The 16,938-nt window shown below is 56.7% G+C and carries 16 protein-coding genes; 14 read left to right on the top strand and 2 right to left on the bottom strand.

What is annotated here, in order from left to right:
• Positions 1-32 precede the first annotated feature (32 nt).
• The 10 genes from RC85_RS03725 to RC85_RS03675 all read left to right on the top strand — a co-directional run bounded on the left by RC85_RS03725 (position 33) and on the right by RC85_RS03675 (position 12,865).
• Positions 33-2,081, top strand: a complete 2,049-nt coding sequence (locus tag RC85_RS03725) for a phospholipase D-like domain-containing protein (RefSeq protein ID WP_149752574.1) — start codon at positions 33-35, stop codon at positions 2,079-2,081.
• Positions 2,078-4,912, top strand: a complete 2,835-nt coding sequence (locus RC85_RS03720; protein WP_068258783.1) for a DEAD/DEAH box helicase — start codon at positions 2,078-2,080, stop codon at positions 4,910-4,912. Before RC85_RS03725 ends, RC85_RS03720 begins: the two co-directional genes overlap by 4 nt.
• Before the next feature lie 36 nt (positions 4,913-4,948).
• Positions 4,949-5,854 (top strand): GIY-YIG nuclease family protein, encoded by a 906-nt coding sequence (locus RC85_RS03715; protein WP_068258781.1) that lies wholly within the window; start codon positions 4,949-4,951, stop codon positions 5,852-5,854.
• The gene (locus tag RC85_RS03710) at positions 5,847-6,728 is read left to right on the top strand and encodes a TIGR02452 family protein (protein WP_068258956.1); all 882 of its coding nucleotides are present in this window, start codon (positions 5,847-5,849) and stop codon (positions 6,726-6,728) included. The genes RC85_RS03715 and RC85_RS03710 overlap by 8 nt, the downstream gene beginning before the upstream one ends.
• Positions 6,729-6,894: 166 nt before the next feature.
• The gene (locus RC85_RS03700) at positions 6,895-7,263 is read left to right on the top strand and encodes a recombinase family protein (RefSeq protein WP_084422323.1); all 369 of its coding nucleotides are present in this window, start codon (positions 6,895-6,897) and stop codon (positions 7,261-7,263) included.
• A 234-nt stretch (positions 7,264-7,497) separates the two neighbouring features.
• Complete coding sequence (locus tag RC85_RS03695) at positions 7,498-8,985, top strand: recombinase family protein (RefSeq protein WP_068258776.1); 1,488 nt, start codon at positions 7,498-7,500, stop codon at positions 8,983-8,985.
• A 15-nt stretch (positions 8,986-9,000) separates the two neighbouring features.
• Positions 9,001-9,906 carry a ParB/RepB/Spo0J family partition protein gene (locus RC85_RS03690; RefSeq protein WP_068258774.1) on the top strand — a complete coding sequence of 302 codons (906 nt, stop codon included), beginning with the start codon at positions 9,001-9,003 and terminating at the stop codon, positions 9,904-9,906.
• Positions 9,903-10,751 carry a ParB/RepB/Spo0J family partition protein gene (locus tag RC85_RS03685; RefSeq protein WP_068258772.1) on the top strand — a complete coding sequence of 283 codons (849 nt, stop codon included), beginning with the start codon at positions 9,903-9,905 and terminating at the stop codon, positions 10,749-10,751. Before RC85_RS03690 ends, RC85_RS03685 begins: the two co-directional genes overlap by 4 nt.
• A gap of 3 nt (positions 10,752-10,754) precedes the next feature.
• On the top strand, positions 10,755-12,332 hold the full coding sequence (locus RC85_RS03680; RefSeq protein ID WP_068258770.1) for a hypothetical protein: 1,578 nt from the start codon (positions 10,755-10,757) through the stop codon (positions 12,330-12,332).
• On the top strand, positions 12,329-12,865 hold the full coding sequence (locus RC85_RS03675; protein WP_068258768.1) for a hypothetical protein: 537 nt from the start codon (positions 12,329-12,331) through the stop codon (positions 12,863-12,865). Before RC85_RS03680 ends, RC85_RS03675 begins: the two co-directional genes overlap by 4 nt.
• 3 nt (positions 12,866-12,868) lie before the next feature.
• Here the strand turns inward: RC85_RS03675 and RC85_RS03670 are convergent, their stop codons facing one another.
• Together RC85_RS03670 and RC85_RS03665 are read right to left on the bottom strand one after the other, a co-directional pair.
• Positions 12,869-13,216, bottom strand: coding sequence for a hypothetical protein (locus RC85_RS03670; RefSeq protein WP_068258767.1), 348 nt, complete (start codon positions 13,214-13,216; stop codon positions 12,869-12,871).
• Entirely contained in the window at positions 13,213-13,776 is a 564-nt protein-coding gene (locus tag RC85_RS03665; protein ID WP_068258765.1) for a hypothetical protein, read from the bottom strand. The genes RC85_RS03670 and RC85_RS03665 overlap by 4 nt, the downstream gene beginning before the upstream one ends.
• 47 nt (positions 13,777-13,823) lie before the next feature.
• Here RC85_RS03665 and RC85_RS03660 point away from each other — a divergent pair, with 47 nt between their 5' ends.
• From RC85_RS03660 to RC85_RS03645, 4 genes are all read left to right on the top strand, one after another.
• On the top strand, positions 13,824-14,570 hold the full coding sequence (locus RC85_RS03660; protein ID WP_084422322.1) for an AAA family ATPase: 747 nt from the start codon (positions 13,824-13,826) through the stop codon (positions 14,568-14,570).
• 6 nt (positions 14,571-14,576) lie between these two features.
• On the top strand, positions 14,577-14,963 hold the full coding sequence (locus tag RC85_RS03655; RefSeq protein ID WP_149752575.1) for a hypothetical protein: 387 nt from the start codon (positions 14,577-14,579) through the stop codon (positions 14,961-14,963).
• Between the two features lie 1,139 nt (positions 14,964-16,102).
• Entirely contained in the window at positions 16,103-16,483 is a 381-nt protein-coding gene (locus tag RC85_RS03650) for a helix-turn-helix domain-containing protein (RefSeq protein ID WP_084422321.1), read from the top strand.
• Positions 16,480-16,935 (top strand): hypothetical protein, encoded by a 456-nt coding sequence (locus RC85_RS03645; RefSeq protein WP_068258759.1) that lies wholly within the window; start codon positions 16,480-16,482, stop codon positions 16,933-16,935. Before RC85_RS03650 ends, RC85_RS03645 begins: the two co-directional genes overlap by 4 nt.
• The last annotated feature ends 3 nt before the right edge of the window (positions 16,936-16,938 follow it).

Raw genomic sequence — 16,938 nt, 5'->3', positions numbered from 1 at the left:
GTCGGAAATCACGGGAAGGTTTCGGCAAACTGTTGGACGCTTGGGTTCCACCGGAAAACGCGGGCGATCCAATCGGCGTGCTTGCAACGTCGTTCACGTTTGACGCGGCGTTCTTTGAAGAGGAATGCTTGGCGAGCTTCCTCGGATTAGAAACCAATCCGACCGACGACGGTCCGGCGTATTTGATCGAACGCGAAGATAAGCTGGCGCGATTGCAGTGCGCGTCGGTATTGGTCGACGCTCATCATTGTCGCGGGTCGCGTAGTCTGCGTTGGGACTTGCTGCCGGCACGTTTGCCAGGGATTCAGCATGCCAAGGTCAGCTTGTTGGTTTGGTCGAACCACGTTCGCTTGATGATCGGGTCGGCGAACCTGACGGAAGACGGCTATCGACGGAACTTGGAAGTGTTCGGCGTCCTCGATTTTCATGCGGGCAGTGACTCGCCGATTGAATGCTTGCTTGAGACAGCAAGCTTCTTGCGGCGAGTTGTTCGTTACAGCTCAACAACGACGCCGGCTGCACTGCGTTGGAATACGCTGATTGATCGAGTTGAGAGCGATTGTGCCGGGTGGGGAACGCGCGAAACCGATCGCAAGCGGCCAGCGGTGCAGGTAAAGACGCTGTTCGTCGAACCAGCGAGCAAAGCGGGTGACGTTGGCGATTCCGGGTTCGATCAACTGGAAGAGATCTGGCCGGCCGGCGTCGGTCCGAAGTCGGCGGACATCGTCAGTCCATTTTTTGATCCGCCGGAATCGAAGAACACACCGGTTGATCGAATCTGGCAATTGCTTCGCAGTCGCGGTGAAGTCACCGTCGGTTATCACGTTGCTGGTGAACAATGTGTTGGATGGGAAGAACTGGGGCATTCGCGATGGGTGCTGCAAGCCCCCGAATCGTTGCGTCGAACACCTCGGCAAAGTGCTGTTGTCGAGTTTGCCAGAGTCACTGCTCCAGATTCTCGACCACTTCATGCCAAGGGCATTTGGTTGCAAGACGATCGTTACGCGGCTTATCAAATCGGGTCGAGCAATTTCACCAGTGCCGGCATGGGCATTGGAAAACGATCGAACTTGGAAGCCAACCTGGTTTATGTGCTCGACAGCAAACGGGACGAAAAGCTATTCAAAGCTGTCGAGGCAACGTTTCCGAAAAGCGAGGTGGTTGACGCTGCGGACGTGACTTGGCAGCCTCCGCCGAACGAAGAAGACGCGGATGCTCTGGAACAACTTGCGTTGCCAGGATTCTTTGGCGATGCGGTTTACTCGCTCGATGCAAGTGACGGCAATAGTGCCAGTGACAATGGCGTCGTCTCGCTGGAATTCGTGGGTAATCGCAGTGAAGCGTTTAGCCTGTCGATCGAAGGAACTGAAGAGGCGTGGTTCGACTGCCAACGGTGGAAAGCGGCAGGGTCACCCGCGAAGGTGACGCTGCCTTGGACGAAAACGCGACCACCGAGTGGTTTCGAGGTGCGGCTGGGCGATCAAGCCGGCACCGCTTGGTGGCCCGTCAACGTGGCTTCACCAGAATCGTTGCCGCCACCGGATGAACTGAAAGATTTGCCGCTTAGTGTGTTGATGGATTTGCTTGGGTCATCGCGACCGCTGCATCGCGTGATGGCGGACTACCTGTCCAGGAAATCGAAAGCCAATCACGATGAAGTTGTCACGGCAATTGATCCGCACAAACGGGTCGACACCAGCGGTTTCTTGTTGCAACGCACGCGACGGTTGTCGTGGGCACTGACTCGGATGCGGGAGCGAGTTGAGCGTCCCGCCGCAACGATCGAAACGCTCCATTGGCGATTGCACGGCCCGGTTGGCGTCATGGCTCTCGCCGAGGCGATTGCTCGCGAAGCAACCTCGCCGACTGAATCCGCGTTCTTGATCGCCGAGCTGACTCTGGAGCTGTCGCGAGCGAACGTCGTCGCGTGCGAGGGATGTGTCGACGTGGCAGTCCACCGCAGCGAAGTGCAGGAGCTTTGCGGGAAATTGCGAACTCTGATTGAGGCTGATGGAGGAACCAACGCGCCGGCCAATCTACAAGCTTACGTCGCTTCGGTGTTCGATGAGGTGACAGCATGAGTCTCTCGTACTCGTTAAATTCTGAAATCAACCTGCACGTGACCGGCAGGATTTCCAAGGCCGACGCATCCCGTCAGTCCAAGACGGCCGCGGCGATCTTGCGTCGTCTAGCCGATCAGCCGGGCGTCATCCTGGCCGACGAAGTGGGCATGGGTAAAACTTTCGTCGCGATCTCCGTTGCCGTCTCGGTCGCGTTGTCGAACCGAGGCGGCCGGCCGGTTGTCGTGATGGTGCCGTCCACTTTGAAAGACAAATGGCCGCAGGATCTCGGTTTGTTTTGCGAGCGTTGCCTGCCCAACAAGATCGCGAAACGCATTCGGTTCAAGACGGCGGAGAAGGCGGTCGATTTCCTGAAACTCTTGGACGACCCGAAGGACCGACGCTGCTCGATCATCTTCATGACGCACGGCGCGATGAGTCGCGGATTGAATGACCCTTGGGTAATGTTGGCTCTGATCCAGCGTAGCCTGCATCGACGAAGAAACACGAGCGGCTTGAAGCGAGCATTGGGTCGGTTCCTCGGCGACCTGCTTCAAAAGAAGGACCTCACACGCAAAGACGAGGGCATTTGGAACAAGCTGCTCGCGACGCCGCCCAGCAATTGGCTGCCGCTGATCAAGGATATCACCGGCGCGGACGATGATCCGGTGCCCGAGGCGATTGCAAAATTACTGCCGCAACTCGATACATCGGCGGTGTTCGATGCACTGCAAGACATTCCGCAGCGTCGCACCAAGCACTTTGATGCAAAACTGGTGGCGGCGCGGCATGCAATCAAGGAACAGCTACGCGAAGTCTGGCTAGATTGTCTCGTAAGATTCCGTCAGCGGTTACCGTTGTTGATCTTAGACGAAGCTCACCACCTGAAGAATGCCGACACGAGACTTGCAAAGCTCTTTCGATCGGAAGATTCTCTGGCGGATGCCGAAGCGATCTCGCAAGGAGCTTTGTCTGGTGTGTTTGAGCGGATGCTGTTCTTGACGGCGACACCGTTTCAGCTTGGGCATGGTGAGTTGTGTAGTGTGCTCGATCGCTTCCAAGGAATTCATTGGACAGGCAAGTCGGCTCCGTCGGATGGATTGGACGCCTTTGCAGAAGCACGACAGTCGTTGCGGCAAAGTCTCGATCGGGCACAAGAAGCAGCGTTGTGTCTCGATCACGCTTGGGGGCGGTTAACGCGTGACGATTTGCGGGTCGAGGGTAAGTCCTACGAAGACGCCCAGGATTGGTGGCCCGCGGCAAGAAACGCAAACGGCTTGAGTGGAGCCGCTGAAGATGTCGTTGTCTGTTTTGATCGAGCGAAGCAATCCTTGCGGGAGGCGGAGCGTTTTCTGCAACCATGGGTGATCCGCCATTTGAAATCACGGGAATTGCCGGGCGAGAAGGATTTGCCGCGGCGCGAACGTCGGGTTGGTGCAGCCATCTCGTTGAAATCGGATGATGAAACCGAACGACCTGTGAAAGAACAAGGACTGAGCGTTACCGGCGAAGCATTGTTGCCGTTCTTGTTGGCATGTCGAGCGTCGTCAGCTCAACCCGAATCGCGTCCCCTGTTTGCGGAGGGTCTATCGTCCAGCTACGAAGCGTTCTTGCACACACGAATGGGAAGCGGTGAGAAGTCGATCGACGACGATGACGATAGTGACACTGATATTAGCGATACCAAGCAAACAGATTGGTACCTGAACAAACTCGATGGCCTGATAGCACCAAGCGACACCGGTTCATTGGCGCACCCAAAGGTCGACGCCACCGTCGCACGATCCGTCGATATCTGGAAGCGAGGTGAGAAAGTGGTCGTCTTTTGTCATTACGTCCAAACGGGGCGAACGCTGCGCCGACGCATCTCAAATGCGGTAGGCGATGAGATCCTCCGACTTGGTGCCAACAAATTGTCGTGCTCGACGGATGAAGCGGCAGCCGAGTTGTCGCGGATCGGAAAGCGTTTCTTCGACGACGACGGTCCGCTTCGGCGTGCCTGCGATCGCGAGACTCTACAATTGCTGACCAAATATCCGAGCTTAAGAGCGCACGAAGTCGCGTTGGTCGAAATCATTCGACGCAACCTGCGAACACCATCATTTCTGGTGCGATTCTTTCCACTTGCTGAAGACAGTGAACCAGATCAGTTGATGCAAGCGACGTTTAACGCAACCGATGAATCCGGATTAGCATTCGGAACCGTCGTAAAGCAGTTCTTCACGTTCTTGGTCGAGCGTTGCGGCACAGACCAGCGAGATGCCTACATCAACGCGGTGAAGCGTATCCAAACCGGGGCTCACTTCGGAGTCGACTCAGCGTCAGAATATGATGATGACGAGCTTCAAGGTGATACGGCGGAACAACTCCTCCCCAACGTGCGATTGGTCAACGGTCGAACGCGAAGCGAGACGAGGCAGCGGTTGATGCTGACGTTCAATACTCCGTTCTATCCCGAGATTCTTGTTGCCAGCAGTGTGATGTCCGAGGGAGTCGACCTGCATCTAAACTGCCGGCACATTATTCATCACGACCTGTGCTGGAACCCCAGCAATCTTGAACAACGAACTGGGCGAGTTGATCGTATTGGTGCGAAGGCCGAACGCGTTGGTCAATCCATCCAAGTGTTCATCCCCTATATCGGTGAGACACAAGATGAGAAAATGTATCGCGTGGTGATGGATCGCGAGCGTTGGTTCAACGTCGTCATGGGAGAGGAATACCGAGTCGATGCTCGAAGCACGGACAAGCTTTCCGAGCGAATTCCATTTCCCCTGATTGCTGCCCAAGAGCTAGCGTTCCGACTGGAAGCCGAATCGGCGACCAGCTTGGGCACTGACTCCACGATTTAAACACCGAACTCAATTAGCACCGTTGAAAGATTCAAAATGAACGGACGATCCATTCGCCTCTTTTTTCCCGACGGTGACCCGTCGGGGCTGTTCACAGCCGAAGTGATGAACTGGTCGGGCAAGATGCTTGTCGCGCCGCGTAGCCGTTTGGCTGATCTTGCCAAACGTGAAGAGGTGACCCGAACAGGCATCTACATCCTGGCCGGTCCGGATCCCGAGAACCCGATGAATGAAATCGTTTACATCGGTGAGGGTGACAACGTGATGACGCGTTTGGTGAAGCACAACAAAGACGAATCAAAGGACTTCTGGACTCGCTGTGTTTGCGTGATCAGCAAGGACTTGAATCTCACCAAAGCCCATGTTCGTTACCTCGAGAGTCGGTTGATCGCGTTGGGATACGCTGCCGGTCGGGCGAAGATTCATAACAGCACGGCTCCAGCCCCGACGCATCTGCCCGAAGCTGACTTGGCCGACATGGAAGGTTTTCTCGAACACATTGAATTGACTCTTCCTGTGATCGGATTCTCCTTTTTGAAACCGAAGCCCACAGTCAATCGACCGGATTCCAGCGAACCACTTGGTGATGACGAATCACCGCTTTTTGAGTTCGCTTCCGGCGAGGCAAAAGCGACAGCGAAAGAGGTGGACGGCGAATTTGTCGTGCTGAAAGGTTCGACAGCCACACTTGAACCAAGAGCAAGCTGGACGAGCTATCGAAAGCTTCGTCAGCAGCTGGTCGACGAGAAAAAGCTGGTCGAAGTTTCTGGACAGGGCCTATTACTCTTCGCCGAGGACGTCTACTTGGCTAGTCCCAGTGCCGGTGCGGCCATCGTCGCTGCAGGCAACTCCAACGGTCCCGGCCTTTGGAAGACCGCCGACACCAGACAAACCTATCGCGATTGGAGACAGTCGCAACTTCCCAGTGAAGTCGATGAATAGTGGATCGTTGTTGAAGTGCAGCCCATGCACGGATTCGGATGATTTGGCTCGTCGGAATCGGCGTGTGCTCGAGATCCGGTACGAGATTGCTGAATCGCTCGGGCGATCGGCTCTCGAAGCTATCGACAACGGGGAATACCTGAGTGACCACGGGCTGGTGAATTGGTCGGCCGAGATCAAAGCGGCTGAAGTTGCGAAGGTGTCTATTCCACCGGATGCTTCGTTGCCGGATCATGATAGGCAGTTGTTGGACGAGACGCTGGTGACGGTCGTGAATCAAACGACCTTGGCGGCGGCGAGTGCTTTGATCGCGGGTGGTCTTCGTCCGTTGGCACTCAACTTTGCCAACGGTGTCGAGCCGGGTGGTGGGTTTCTGCGGGGCGCGACGGCACAGGAGGAGACGCTTTGTCGGTCGAGTGCGTTGTACGCGACGTTGTTTGGCGATCCGATGTATGAATTCCATCGCGAGAACGATCCGGCTGCGTCGAGTGATTGGGCCATCTTGTCTCCGGACGTTCCCGTTTTCCGAAACGACGCCGGGATGGAATGCGACCAACCTTGGTTGCTCAGTTTTCTGACGTGTGCGGCACCGTACGCTCCAGCGATTGGACGAACGGATTCCGCGAGAATGCTTCGCGGGAGGATCCACCGTGTCCTGGCGATCGCCCGAGCGTATGAGTACGAGTCACTCGTATTGGGTGCTTGGGGCTGCGGTGTGTTTGGTAACGACCCGCACCAAACGGCGTCGGATTTCCGCGAGGCACTCGAAGGTGACTTCGCCGGAGCATTCTCACACGTGACTTTCGCGATCACCGATTGGTCCGAGCAGCGTCGATACCTGCGTCCGTTTTGTGATGTGTTCTCGGATGCGTGAAGTCCTTGGGCGTGATGTCGTGCCAGCGTCTTGAAACGCTTGGAATCTCGGCGGCCAATCAGACATCGCCGCTTGATGACTGCTGGGGTGCTCTCGTAAGTGTTGGGTTGGGTTCGTTGGCGTTGGGTCGGCGGCTTGATCTTGGCTTTGCGAGGGAGTTGTTCTCGTGGTTGATGAATTGAATTTGGATTCGGTGCCGGCGGTGGAGTCGGTGGGGACTCGGGCGGTGGCTTACTTTCGGTCCTCGTTGGATGACGAGGGACGATCGGTTGAAGTGCAACGTGATTTTGTTCGACGGTGGGCGGCGGCGAATGGGGTGCGGATTGTTCGGGAGTTTTTTGACTCGGGGGCGGCGACAGCGGAGGATCGGCCGGGGTTGGTTGAGTTGATGGAGGAGTGGGTTGCGCGGCGGGATGATTTTGATGCGGTGATTTGTTTTGATCGGAGTCGGCTGGGGCGGGTGGTTGACGATGGGGGTGCGGAGCTTGCCGCTGTTTGCGAAGAGAATGGGAAGACGATGTTGTTGATTGATTAGGCACAGGTCTTGGTTTTTGAACGTTGATTCTCGTCGATGGGGTGGCCGTCGGCGAGAATTTTTGTTGGGGTTTGTCGGTCGGTTTCGCATCGTGTGACAAAGTCTCGGGAATCTGGGCGACAGGTGTGACTTAGCCGCTTGAGGCATGTGGGGGTGCTCTCGTAACTGTCTTGTCGGTGTCGCGAACGTTGGGTTCGCGGCCACGACTTTGACTTTTGCGAAAGGATCTCACACGTGAATCATTGGTGGGAAATTGAAATCCCGGATGCGGACGCTCCGCCTCTGGTGCGGGCCGTGGCTTACTACCGGCACTCGGCTCAGGACCGGCAAGAAAACTCGATCCCGATTCAACAGGATCAGGTGCGGGCTTGGGCTCGCGAACATGGGGTCGAGATCATTCGCGAGTTTTGTGACGCGGGGCGATCGGGGCTGAACTCCGAAGGCCGGCCGGCGTTCACGGAGATGATGGAGGAATGGATCGCGAAGCGGAATGATTTCGAGTACGTGTTGTGCTTGGACGTTTCGCGGTGGGGTCGGTTTCAAGACATCGACTTGTCGGCTCAGTTTTCGGCGATCTGCAAGAAGAACAAGAAGCAGGTCATCTACACGACGATCGGTAAGCCGAAAGAGAACGATCCGCTCTATCCGGTCTACGTCCAGTTCGAGCGGTTCCGGGCCGCCCAGTACAGTCGCGAATTGAGCGACAAGGTTTGGCGGGGATGCGTGAAGATCGCCGAGCAAGGGTATCTCGCCGGCGGCAAACCTCCGTATGGTTTGTCACGGTTGTTGCTCGATGAGAAACGCGAACCGTTGCACGTTTTGGAAGCCGGCCAACACAAGGGCATCCAAAACCAACGGGTGACGTTGACCGAAGGGCCGCCGGAACAGGTCGCGGTGGTTCGGCGGATCTTTGAAGAGTTCGTTGAGAAGGGATACTCGGAGTTCAAAATCGCCGAGGGGCTCAACGACGACGGAATCCCGTCGCCGAGCAACGGACGTTGGGGCGCGGGCGGCGTGGTCGCCCGGCTTCGCAACGAGAAGTACGCCGGCACGATGGTCTACAACCGGACGTCGGGCAAGCTGAAGACGCCGAGTCTGCCTAACCCGGTCGAGAAGTGGGTGCGGACGACGGACGCATTCTCAGGAATCATTGAGTTTGATCTGTTTCTTCGGGCGCAGGAGATCTTCGAGAAACGCAAGCAACGATACGACCCGGACTACATGTTGCGGGTGCTCGATGAGCTCTATCGGTCGCGCGGCATGGTGCGGCCGGGGCTATTGCGATTGGATGACGAGCTGCCTTCGTCGGGGGCGTATTCGCGACAGTTCGGTTCGCTCGACCAAGCCTTTCAGAATCTGTTCGACGGCGAACGCGGGAAGGCTCGCGAGAACGTTCACGAACAGATCCGCGGGCACATTCCCGAGGTGACCGCTTACTCGGACTTTCTGGTGCTCGACCAGAAGTTGACCGTTTCGATTCAACCGGCGGTTCCGATTCCGCACGGCTACGAATCGTACTGGCCGATCCGCCGCGACCCTCGGCCGGTCATCGACATGACGCTCGGCGTGCTGCTGTCCGAGCCCGCCGACTTCAACATTCTCGGCTTCATCGCGTTGCCGCGGTTTGGATCGGATTCCAAACCGATTCGCTTCACCAGTTCATCAGTCCGCACCGAATTGTTCGGCCGGACCGATTTGCAGTTTCTTCAACAACTTCTTTAACGAAAGCAAACCATCATGGAACCACTCAACAACATTTGCCCCATCGCCCAGCGGCGTTACGAAGACGTGCCGATCGACAAGGTGAAGGTGATCAACTCGCGGAATCGCGACCAAGAACAATTCGACATGAACGTCGAAAGCATCGAGGGCGTTGGGTTGATGAAACCGATCCGCGTCAACGACAAGTTTCTCGAAACGACTGGCAAGTACGAATTGATCTGCGGCGAAGGCCGGTTGCTGGCCCACAAACAACTCGGCAAGACGCACGTCGCGGCCGAGGTCGTGACCTGCACGCGGAAAGAGGCACTGCTGCAATCGTTGATCGAGAACATCGCTCGGACCAAACCCGGCAGTATGGATTTTGCGAGGGAACTGAAACGGCTGCATGACGAAGGTTGGGACTTCAAACGCATCGCTAAGGTTGCCTGCAAAACGGAAGACTACATCCGCAACTACATCCGATTGGTCGAACAGGGCGAGGAACGGTTGATCCACGGCGTCGAGAGCGGCGTGTTTCCGATCAAGTTCGCGATCCAGGTTTCGGCGACGGAAGATTCGCAGATGCAGAATATCTTGATGGACGCGTTCGATCGCGGCATAGTGACGACCAACAACTTTGGCCAGGCTCGGCGGATCATCTCGGCGCGGGCCAAGCACACCAAGAAGGCGAACGTCGACAAGGACTACACCGTCAACCAACTGGTCAGCGACATCGCCGAGACGACGAAGGTCAAAACGTCGTACGTCCGCGAGGCGAAGTCGAAAGAGAACCGGTTCATGACGTTGTTGTCCGGCATCAACACGCTGTTCAAAGACGACGCGTTTGTGGCGATCTTGCGAAAAGCGAAGCTGGATAAACAGCCGGTGCTTTCGGGCGACTTCCAGTTTGAACCGATCACGACCGAAGGAGGCCAATCATGACTTCCGGTAACGGTGGCCCGCGGGGCCAGGACATTTCGATCGTGAAGCTTGTGCCGCGGAACGAGCGTAAGGTGGCGAAGAAGTACTCGCAGCGGATAGAGGCCAGCTTGCGGGCGGTGGGATTGATCGAGCCGCTGATCGTTTTTTCGCTCGGCGACACTTACGAGATCCTCGATGGGACGCTTCGGTATCGGATCTTGCTTGAACATGGCGTCGAAACCGTGCCATGTTTGATTCACGAAGAACGCGACGGCTTCACCAGCAACCGCATGGTGAATCAGCTTTCGGCGTCGCAAGAGATGCGGATGCTTCGCAAGTCGCTCGAAGAACTCGATGAGAAGACGATCGCGACGGCGCTCGGCATGCAAGGCATCGGCCACCGGCTGAACAAAGGCCTCTTAACCAAGTTGCATCCTGAAGTGGTGAAAGCCTTCAACGCGAACAAGATCAATCTGCAAACGGCGAAGGAGTTGACCAACGTCAAGCAGGACCGCCAGCTTGAGATCTTGAAGCTGATGCAATCGTGCAATGACTACTCGACAACGTTCGCTCGCGGGTTGGTATTGAAAACGCCGGTGGCGAAACGGACCAAGGCGAACGGTAAGAAGTCGCCGTGGACGGAAGCGGACGAGAAGAAAAGTCAGTTGCTCAAAAAACTGCAAGAAGCCGAACAGCAACAGGATTTCTATTCGGGTCTCTACCGGCAGTACACGACGAACTTGCTGAAGACGGTGATTTACGTTCGGCAGTTGCTGGGCAACGCGGAGGTGAAAGCGTATTTGACGGAACATCACGCGGAGCTGACGACGATCTTTGAACAAATCCTCGAAAACACGGAGGGTTGAAAGATGACAAAACGCAAATGGACGAAGGAGATCATCGTTGAACGGCTGCGAAAGTGGCACGAGGAAGGCGTGCCGGCGAACGCACTGTCTCGGCAAGATTCTGCGATGACGTCGATGGCATGCTACTTGTTTGGTTCGTGGCGGATGACGCTCGATGAAGCTGGGATCAAACCGGCTCGCAAGAAGTGGCATCGCGATCGGATCATTTTGGAACTGCAACGGACACGTGGACAAGGACTGCCCGTGCCAGCGACGTTGGTGTCTGCGGCGCGGTCGGAGTTCGGCACTTTACGGTCTGCTTGCAAAGCCGCGGGCGTTCGGTGTTTGTGCCGCAAGCTGGCTCATCTTGATTGGAACCGAGACATGGTCATCGAGGCGATCAAGAAACGACATGACGACGGCCGGCCGCTGCAATTGACGACGCATGAAGACCCTCGGCTGTACGCGACGGCGGTTCGGTTGTTCGGCACTTGGGGCAACGCTCGGGCGGCGGCGGGCCACCCGCGTCCGCCGATGGGTAAGCTGTCGGCAGAAGAGGTTGTCGCGACGATTCGAGACCACGCTGCCGGCGGCGGCGACGTTTTAGAACTTCGGCGAGACGAGATGTTTTATCGCTCGGCGAGGCGTCGGTTTGAATCGTGGCTGAACGCTTGCGAGGCGGCCGGCGTTTCGGTGAAACGTGTGAGACGATGGACGCCAGAGAAAGTGATCAAGGCTATCCTCAAACGCCAGGCCGATGGGTTGGATCTTCACAAGACATGGCAAGAAGACCAATCGCTCAATGGGGCCGCACGACATCACTTCGGCTCTTGGCGGGCGGCGATCAAAGCGGCTGGCATCGAACCGATCCGGACCGAACGATGGAACAAACAACGGGTCATTGAACGATTGCGGGTTTGGCACGAACGAGGCACCGCGACAAATTTGGTCCAGTCTGATTCGCGTCTGTCGTCCGCTTGCTACCGATACTTCGGCAGTCACGTCGCGGCGATGGAAGCGGCCGGCATCGAGCGACGCGAATCCAACGGACGCAACGGTCGCGTTTGGACGAAGGAACGTGTGCTGGTCGCGATCCAAGATCGTTTCTTGGCCGGCGATCCCAAAGACCAATTTGGATTCGGCGATCGCGGTTTGGGCGATGCGGCAAAACGCTTGTTCGGATCATGGCTGGCTGCGGTTGCGGCGGCCGGATTGAAAGACAAGGTCAACTTCAAGCCGAACCCACGTCGATGGGATCCAGCCCGTGTCCTCGCAGAGATCCAAAAGTGGAAAGCAAAAGGTGGCAAGCTGATCCACGTTCATCAAGAGTTCCCGTCGCTCTTCATCGGAGCAAAAACGCATTTTGGTTCATGGAACAGAGCGATCGAAGCGGCGGGCCTAACACCGGAATGCAAACGCCACACATCGGCTGAAGTTTTGGCGATGATCCGCCAGCGGCACCGGGAGGGGTTATCGTTGGACAGTCGCGATCCGGGATGCAAGTATCTTTTGAACCGAACTCGGCGACGTTTTGGTTCTTGGGAGAAAGGCTTGATCGCCGCCGGCGTTGTTTCGCCCGATGGGAAGAAGGTGGCGTCATGATTCGCGAAGCCATCATCCGCAAGATCGTCGAACGCGACGTCGCCGGCGAGAGTCTGCTCGAAGACGAAGTCCGCACAAGCGACGAACTCTTGCACGCCGCCGCGATCGAAGACTTCGGTTCGTGGGAGACCGCACTGGAATACTCCGGCGTCCGTGCCCGCGACGTCGGCCGCAGTCGCGAGCTCACGGCCGATCGGACCGCACAACAACTCCGGCGTCTGTGTACCACAGGCTACGACCTAGCGGCGATGGTCAACCGATCCCGCAACCGCCCGCTCTACGACGCCGCCCTGCGTCACCACGGCAGTTGGCGAGCCGCGCTCACCGCCGCCGGCATCAACCTGTCCAACGTCTCCCGCCGTCGACCAGAAAACTTCGACCGCGAGACGATGATTCTCTGGCTCCGTGAGCGTCAAGCCGCCAGCCAGTCATTGGTCTACAGCGAAGTCTGTCTCGAAAACCGAGACAAGGCGATGGCGATCCGACGAACGTTCGGTAGTTGGCAGCGGGCAATCAATGAGATGACCTCGTAAACGTCAACAGCTTTCGGGCGTGATGTTCAAGAGCTTGCCTTGCTCTTCGATCCAATCAAACAGTTCGGTATTTGGGTCGATTTCCGAACCAGAAACCGGGCGGAAGTACTCGTCAAGGCGATCGACTGGGCACTGGCAGATCGCTTCGAGCGGATTGGCGGTGCCGTACGGTGGGCCAATGTCCCAGTGGTATTCCGTGAACAGATACCGGCTGCCCATTTTATGCCGAATGCCTACGAACCCACGCTCTTCTTCGCGATAGACGCCGAGGTTCAGATTGCGAGAGTAGACACGATACAGCCAACCGTGTTGGCACCTCTCAATCGGAAGTCGATCCGGATGATCTTTCATGCGTCATCCGTTGAGTCGCGTTCTTCTAATGCGTCGCCGAGTTGTGCCATGAAGTGATTCATCTCGTCAGCATTTTGAAGCGATTGCTCTTTCCACTGTTCCTCGGTTAGCTCGAACGCTCGCTCGCCGACACGCTCGACCTCCAGTCGCGTGCTCTGGATCACCGCTCGGCCGTTCGCATTGCTGTACCATTCCAAATACAGGCATTTCCGCCAGGTGAAAGGCGGTTTTTCGCCGGCTCGCATGCGGCGGAGCAGTTCGCTCGTTGGAATGTCGAAGTGCTTGATCATCTGATCGGCGGTGATGTCGCCGACGTGGCCGGACTGATCGAGTTTGATGCCTGAATAGTCCGGGTTGTGATCGTCGTCTTCGTCGATCAATTCCGGTTCGATACGATGGATGCGAAACTTCCAGCCGGCTAGATCCGGGTGGCAGTTGCCGGCGAGTTTTAACTGCAGCGGCGATTCAAAACCGTCTAGCTTCAACCAGCCGATCGTCCAGCCGGGCGTGGTGTTGTCAAGTTCGCCGCTTTGCATCAAATGCGTCGGTCGCCATGCCATGGGATTGCTCGCCAGTTTGGAAATAAAAAACCGTTCGACGTAGTCTAATGAAATCCATCAAACGAGGCGTGACGCCGGGACCGTTCATCGAGTCTGTTTTTCTCGATCCGTCACGGATCTACGACCCGACGCACTACGCATTTAATTTGCCGTCGACGAAATCGTTTCGCAAACTCGACCTGCATCCGAAGGTCACGTTCTTTGTCGGCGAGAACGGATCGGGCAAGTCGACAATGCTCGAGGCGATCGCGATCGCCAACGGGCTGAATGCCGAAGGCGGTAGCCGGAACATGATGTTTGCGACGCGCGAGAGCCATTCGGAATTGCATAAGGCTTTGAAGCTCTGCCGATATCACGCGCTCGTCCCGGATGCTTGGTTCGTGCGAGCAGAGAGTCTGTTCAACGTCGCGACCGAGATCGAGAACCTCGGCGTCGGCGGCAGCTACGGCGACAAGTCGTTGCACGAACAATCGCACGGCGAAGCGTTCATGACGCTGGTCGAAAACCGCTTCGGGCAAGGTCTGTACTTTCTCGACGAACCTGAAGCAGCCCTATCGCCGCAACGCCAACTTGAATTCCTGGTGTTGCTCGATAGCATCGTCAAACAAGACTCCCAGGTCGTCATCGCGACGCACTCGCCGATCATCATGAGTTACCCAGACGCCCAGATCTATTCGTTCGGCGACGACGGCATTAACCCGATCGCGTACGAAGACACCGAGCACTACCGAGTCACCAAATCATTCCTGGATAATCCACGTCGGATGCTGACGCATTTGCTTGGGGACGATTGACCGAGCATGGCAAAACGTAAACCGTTACCGCCGAGAGTCAAACGCATGAATCGTGCGGGTCGGCTCGCTTCGGCAAAGACATGGCTGCCAACATTTACGGGGAAGAATATTCTGCGTGGTTACTGCAACCACTTCGGCGTCGATTGGCGCTGTGCGGCTGCTGAACTGAAAATACTCGGCGTCCAGCTTGATCCGGCGTACTTGGCCCAGCGTGAAAAAAACGATGAAGAAATGGTTCGCAAGCGAAAGGAAACGGCCAACCGACGTCAGGCGGTGGTCGACCAGCATTGGCATCCCTACACGGAACCTTTCGAGGCTTACCTCGCCGGCGACTACGCCGCTCTCTACGACTTAGAGCAGAGCGAAAGTACCCCGGACGACTTGACTGAATAGGCACGCTTGACCGCGTGCGCAAGTCGGGTTTCGGGGCGGAAAAACTGGAAGCCACTCTGATCGAGGTGAATGGCACCGAAGATTCGCCGCCCGTTTGAGTACTGAGGCGATACCCACAGGTTCTCTCTCGATATACCTATCCGACAAAATGGCATCTTGGCTGAGAGACCGTGCCACCCAGCGGAGCGGCCAGCAGGCCAAGAACTTTACGCCGCCCCGAGAATCCGAGCCGAGTTGCTCGAAACACTGTGTTTCGCAGTGCCAAATCAATTTTTCGCATCGTTCATAACCCGAACGAGACGAGTTTTGTTCGCGTCTTTCACCGAGCGGAACCTTGGGGGTTCGTCTCGGGAGAGCGATGCAGACGGGTGTTCACCCGAAACGGTCGAGGGACAGAGAGGTCTGAGAGAACGGGCCAAAACACTCGAAAACGGGGGCGGTCCATTACCCGGAGTGGCGACGACGGGTGAGAGAATCGCGGTTCTGAGAAACTGGCCGGCGGGCGGAAACGTCGCGAAACGCTGGGCAAAAAACGAAAAAAGCCGTCGTGGGAGCCACGACGGCTTTTCGTTTACTGGAGGGTCGGAAATTGTTCCAACCAAACAGAGAAGTTGAGTGGTCAACACGGGTCAGCGACCGTGAGCACAAAGTGTACCAAAAAGAGATGTGGTTATTCGCGCTTCGGAAAATAGTTTTGCGGCGGCGTCAAAGAGAGTCAGATAACGCTGGTTCTGTTGTGCATCGGGAACGCTAGCCGGCGGCTGGCTTGGAACGGAAACGCCTGCTGGAACAATGCAACGGAGTTCCAGTTTCCGTTGCCGACTATTCCCGACAAACATCGGCAACCGTGCGCGGCGTTGCGGGCGTAGATCATAGGCGTTTGTCGGGATGGGATCATTGCGTGATCCTGCGAAATCTCTCGGCATTTGGGTTATGGATGAGCCGTTGGGTTTGCGAATAACCCGGCGGTGAAGTGCGTGTTTTGGGCTTTGGGTTATTCGCGGCGGAAGTTTTCTGGTGGATTTGTCGGAGGCGTGACCAGACGTGTCACGGGCGATGGATAGCATTCCGGTGTTGTTTGCGTGGCGGGATTGGCCTGCCGCGTTGTTTGAGATTGCGTGGTCCAATGAGGGAATGCAGTGTTTGAGAAACATGGGTTCGGAGGGCAGCTCCGAAAAGCTCGATTGAACCAGGGGTATTCGTTGCGGACGTTTGCCAAAATGATCGACGTCAGTTCGACGTATCTGTCGCAAGTGGAGCAGCAGAAGTTTCCTCCCGTGACGGCAAGTCGTGCGGCGAGGATCGCTGAAATTCTTGGCGATGATCCTGATTTCTGGATCGGTCTGGCTGATCGGATTCCTGAAGATCTGGAGCCGATCATTCGCCGGCATCCAACCACCATGCCGGCGTTGATCCGTGTCGCGGGCCAGCTTTCGGACGATGAGTTGGTGGACGCGATCAGTGACGTTCAGGCACGTTGCAACGGTTCGCATGCACTCGTTGGAGGCGAACCGAAATGACTGTCGTCGATCTCCCCGAAACGAACATGGATTGTGCCCGCTGCGGATCACGTTTTGAGCATGACGAAGAACCGGGCGATCGCTGGTGCGAGACCTGCTGGACCTACATTCGGTACTCGATTAACGCTTGGGCGTCGGCGGAGAGGCGGACCGGCTTAGAGCTCCCCGAGCTGGCTGGCGTGGTTGACGAAGAGATGCTGGCGGCGTTGAAGGGTGAACTGCACCGGGCTTGGCTGACGATTGAAAAGCTGGAGTCCGAGTTGGCTGTGCGGACCAGAACTTATGCCCACCAGAAATCCTGCGAGGAATGTCGACGGAGATTTACGCACGACGTCGGGCTGTTTGCGATGCCAGGGCGGATACGCGTCGTGCCGCTGAACGATGCGGCCAGGCATCGTCGCTCAATCGAACCTATCCAGGAGAAACGAGGAGAGGTCGTCATCGCCGAATGAGCG

It is taken from the genome of Rubripirellula obstinata (assembly GCF_001642955.1).
In the GTDB taxonomy this organism is placed as follows: domain Bacteria; phylum Planctomycetota; class Planctomycetia; order Pirellulales; family Pirellulaceae; genus Rubripirellula; species Rubripirellula obstinata.
This window is presented reverse-complemented; position numbering and strand designations above follow the sequence as displayed.

Excerpts from the sequence above, each read along its gene's own strand:
- RC85_RS03645 (WP_068258759.1), top strand. The coding sequence starts at position 16,480 with ATGACTGTCGTCGATCTCCCCGAAACGAACATGGATTGTGCCCGCTGC.
- RC85_RS03660 (WP_084422322.1), top strand. The coding sequence starts at position 13,824 with ATGAAATCCATCAAACGAGGCGTGACGCCGGGACCGTTCATCGAGTCT.
- RC85_RS03670 (WP_068258767.1), bottom strand. The coding sequence starts at position 13,216 with ATGAAAGATCATCCGGATCGACTTCCGATTGAGAGGTGCCAACACGGT.
- RC85_RS03710 (WP_068258956.1), top strand. The coding sequence starts at position 5,847 with ATGAATAGTGGATCGTTGTTGAAGTGCAGCCCATGCACGGATTCGGAT.
- RC85_RS03720 (WP_068258783.1), top strand. The coding sequence starts at position 2,078 with ATGAGTCTCTCGTACTCGTTAAATTCTGAAATCAACCTGCACGTGACC.
- RC85_RS03715 (WP_068258781.1), top strand. The coding sequence starts at position 4,949 with ATGAACGGACGATCCATTCGCCTCTTTTTTCCCGACGGTGACCCGTCG.
- RC85_RS03665 (WP_068258765.1), bottom strand. The coding sequence starts at position 13,776 with ATGGCATGGCGACCGACGCATTTGATGCAAAGCGGCGAACTTGACAAC.
- RC85_RS03690 (WP_068258774.1), top strand. The coding sequence starts at position 9,001 with ATGGAACCACTCAACAACATTTGCCCCATCGCCCAGCGGCGTTACGAA.
- RC85_RS03680 (WP_068258770.1), top strand. The coding sequence starts at position 10,755 with ATGACAAAACGCAAATGGACGAAGGAGATCATCGTTGAACGGCTGCGA.
- RC85_RS03685 (WP_068258772.1), top strand. The coding sequence starts at position 9,903 with ATGACTTCCGGTAACGGTGGCCCGCGGGGCCAGGACATTTCGATCGTG.
- RC85_RS03655 (WP_149752575.1), top strand. The coding sequence starts at position 14,577 with ATGGCAAAACGTAAACCGTTACCGCCGAGAGTCAAACGCATGAATCGT.
- RC85_RS03675 (WP_068258768.1), top strand. The coding sequence starts at position 12,329 with ATGATTCGCGAAGCCATCATCCGCAAGATCGTCGAACGCGACGTCGCC.